The organism is Cobetia sp., from assembly GCF_983723665.1.
This window is the reverse complement of record NZ_CFDJES010000207.1, coordinates 1-3,664: the sequence shown is the minus strand read 5'-3', so window position 1 is coordinate 3,664 and position 3,664 is coordinate 1. Positions and strand designations below refer to the sequence as shown.

The following is a 3,664-nucleotide window of genomic DNA, read 5'->3' as shown; positions in this document are numbered from 1 at the left end:
ATCTGGCCGAGCTACCGGCCCAGGCGCGCGGTCACGCCGTCATCGAGGTGACCAGCGAAGCCGATATCCAGACGCTTGAGCATCCTGCCGGCATCGAGCTGCACTGGGTCATCAATGCGCAACCGGACCCGAGCGGCCAGCCGCTGCTGGACAAGATCGCCTCCTTGCCGAGCCTAGAGGGCCAGGTGTCTGTCTGGGCGGCCTGTGAATTCGGCAGCATGCGAGCGCTGCGTGCTCACCTCAAGCAGGTGCATGAGATCCCCAAGTCCCACTTCTATGTCTCCAGCTACTGGAAGATCGGGCAATCAGAAGACGGTCACAAGCTGGCCAAGCAGCAGGACGCCGAGGCGGAAGGGGCGTGATCACGCCACCTCTGTGATCGCCTTGAGGTCTCTGAGCAAGTGAATGAGCTGCTTTTCCCCAATGCCCTGATGCACGCCTGCATCAGGGCATTTCGTTGTCGCAATGAAGCCCTGTCCCTGTAGATAGCCGTGCGTAATTTGAAGGGATTGCCGTGTCACTTGAAAGGGTGGCGGGCCAGATAATCCTGAGTGTGCTCAATGAAATGGCGGATCCGAAGCGGCAGCACGGCATGATGTTGATAGACCAGATGGATGTCGGCATTGGGCAATTGATACTCCTCGAACAGTATCTTGAGTTCTCCCGCCTCGACATAAGGCGCCACATCCCATTCCGCTCGCAGCACGATTCCGCGGCCATCCAGGGCCCAGCGAAGGGCGCTTTCCCCATCATTGGTGGACAGGCTGCCGCCCACCTTGACGCTACAGGTTTCCTCACTGCCCTGAAATTTCCAGATGCTCCATGAGTCCCGATTCTGATGCAGGGTGATGCATTCGTGGTTGGCCAGTTCATCGGGATGCTGCGGGCACCCGTGGCGGGCAAGGTAATGCGGAGAGGCACAGACGATGCGGCGGTGTGAGGCGATCTTGCGCGCATGCAGATTGGAATCGGGCAGCTCGCCGAATCGAATGGCGACGTCAAAGGCACCATCGACCATGGCGTGCGGGATGTCGGAAAGATGCAATGTCACCTCGACCTGCGGATACGCCTGAACGAAGCCCGAGATGATGGGCGCCATGTACTTGCGCCCGAAGCCCAGCGGGGCGTTCACCTTTAGTCTTCCTCTTACCTGCCCCTCATGGCGGGAAAGCTGCTCTTCCATCTCCAGCACCTGGCTCAAGGTCTGTTCCGCATGGCGCTGATATATCTGGCCTTCGGGCGTGAGGCTCATGGAGCGCGTGCTGCGGTTAAATAATTGAATCTTGAGTCTTTTTTCAATGTTTGCCAGTCGCTTGCTGACGGCTGCCGGACTGATGTCCAGCACGCGGGCGGCGTTGGACATGCTGCCTTCCCGACAGAGCGTCAGGAAGAAATCGAGTTCTGTGAGCGATTGCATTTTCAACTTCCTGGTTGAAGGTGTTGTGAATGCTAGTGCATTGTCGGCTCGGTTGCTCGCTGGCTAGTGTGTGATCACGCCTTGATTCACCCACCCCAATGACAAGAGAGCCTACATCATGAATAGCCACCGTATTGCAGTCATCCCGGGCGATGGTATCGGTCTTGAAGTCATCGAAGCCGGCAAGCGTGTGCTGGAAGTGCTGGCGGAAGACAATACCGACGTCACCTTCGACTTCGTCGACTTCGACTGGAGCTCCGAGCGGTACCTCAAGACTGGCCAGTACATTCCGGATGGCGGCATCGAGGAGCTCAAGACCTTTGATGCCATCTATTTCGGCGCCGTAGGCAGCGAAAAGGTGCCGGATCACATCTCGCTGTGGGACCTGCGCCTCAAGATCTGTCAGGGGTTCGATCAGTACGCCAATGTGCGCCCCGCCCGTGTTTTCCCGGGGATCACCAGCCGTCTTCAGCAGGCGGAGGATATCGACTGGGTCATCATTCGCGAAAACAGTGAAGGGGAATACTCCGGGAATGGCGGCCGTGTCCACCAGGGGCTTCCGGAGGAGGTGGGGACTGAAGTCTCGATCTTCACTCGCAAGGGCATCGAGCGCATTCACCGCTTCGCCTTTGAAATGGCGCAGTCCCGTCCGCGCAAGCATCTCACGCTGGTGACCAAGTCCAATGCCCAGCGCCACGGTATGGTGTTGTGGGACGAGATCTTCTTCGAAGTCGCCAAGGACTACCCGGACGTCACGATCACGCGTGAACTGGTCGACGCCATCACGACACGCATGGTCCTCAAGCCCCACATGCTAGACGTCATCGTCGCGACCAACCTGCATGCCGATATCATTTCCGATCTCGCTGCGGCTCTGAGCGGCAGCCTGGGGATTGCCCCGACCGCCAACCTCAATCCGGAAGGCACCTTCCCCTCCATGTTCGAGCCTATCCACGGCTCTGCCTTCGATATCACCGGCAAGGGCATCGCCAATCCGGTGGGCGCCTTCTGGACGGCCGTCATGATGCTGGAGCATCTGGGTGAGACGGCTCTGGCCAAGCGCCTCATGACCGCCATTGAAGAAGTGGTCGCTTCGGGTCTGCATGCGCCAGATCTGGGCGGCAGCGCCACCACGCGCGAGATCACCGATGCCGTCTGTGAACGGGTTCGCGCGATTCGTTAGAGCGCCGCCATCGCCTGACGCAGTCCTTGCAGCATCCAGGGGGCAGGAACGCCATGCCTGCCCCCTGCGCGTGAAGGTTCCAACCACAAGGATAATAAAATGGACGCGCAACTTCTGACGCTGGCCATTCTCATGGTCGCGATCGTACTGTTCGTCTCGGAAAAGATTCCACTTGCCCTGACTGCCATGCTGGTACTGATCAGTCTCGTGCTGGGCGACATCCTCACGCCAGAGGAAGCCTTTTCCGGGTTCATCAACAAGAACGTGATTCTCTTCTGCGCGATGTTCGTCGTCGGCGGTGCCTTGTTCGAAACCGGCATGGCCAATCGTATCGGTGGCATCGTGACGCATTTCGCCAAGACAGAGCGACAGCTGCTGCTGGCCATCATGCTGGTGACAGCGATTCTGTCCGGCTTTCTGTCCAATACCGGCACGGCTGCCGTCTTGATTCCTGCGGTGGTCGGCATCGCCAGTCGCTCCGGGATTCGCCGCTCCAAGCTTCTGATGCCGCTCGCCTTCGCTTCGGCAATGGGCGGTAATCTGTCCTTGATCGGGGCACCTGGCAACCTGATCGTCGACAGCACCTTGAGCAAGATGACCGATGGCGCTCAGTCCTTCGGTTTCTTCTCCTTTGCGATGATCGGCATTCCGATGATGATCTTCGGCCTGCTGTACTTCCTGACCATCGGCTACAAGCTCCTGCCGGATCGTCCCGGCGGCGATGGGGTCGAGATGTATGACGAGCAACCGACCATGGCCCCGCTTTGGAAGCAGTACCTGGCGTTGGGTGTGCTGGTGCTCACCATCCTGGCGATGGTCTTTGATGACGTGATCGGTTTCCCCATGCATGTCATCGGTGTCACGGGGGCGCTGCTGCTGGTCTTGACGGGGGTCATGAAGGAGCGGCGTGCGCTGGATACCATCGACTCCCGCGTCATATTCCTCTTCGCAGGCATGCTGCCTATGGCCATCGCCATGCAGAAGACGGGGTTGGGCACGATGATGGCGGAGCACGTGGTCGCCTATCTGGGCGAAGCCCCATCACCGCGCGTGTTGCTCAGTGT

Annotated in this window: 4 protein-coding genes; 3 read left to right on the top strand and 1 reads right to left on the bottom strand. The window is 59.1% G+C overall.

The genetic code is table 11. From position 1 onward, the window contains the following. Positions 1-362, top strand: a 362-nt coding sequence (locus AC4FAH_RS13870) for a siderophore-interacting protein (protein ID WP_490246237.1), incomplete at its 5' end; no start/stop codon positions are given. 155 nt (positions 363-517) lie between these two features. Here the strand turns inward: AC4FAH_RS13870 and AC4FAH_RS13865 are convergent. After that, positions 518-1,417 carry a LysR substrate-binding domain-containing protein gene (locus tag AC4FAH_RS13865; protein WP_192839320.1) on the bottom strand — a complete coding sequence of 300 codons (900 nt, stop codon included), beginning with the start codon at positions 1,415-1,417 and terminating at the stop codon, positions 518-520. A 118-nt stretch (positions 1,418-1,535) separates the two neighbouring features. Here AC4FAH_RS13865 and AC4FAH_RS13860 point away from each other — a divergent pair, with 118 nt between their 5' ends. Both AC4FAH_RS13860 and AC4FAH_RS13855 read left to right on the top strand, forming a co-directional pair. Further along, entirely contained in the window at positions 1,536-2,600 is a 1,065-nt protein-coding gene (locus AC4FAH_RS13860) for a tartrate dehydrogenase (RefSeq protein WP_284727437.1), read from the top strand. 99 nt (positions 2,601-2,699) lie between these two features. Further along, on the top strand, positions 2,700-3,664 hold a 965-nt coding region (locus AC4FAH_RS13855; RefSeq protein ID WP_490246236.1), incomplete at its 3' end, for an SLC13 family permease.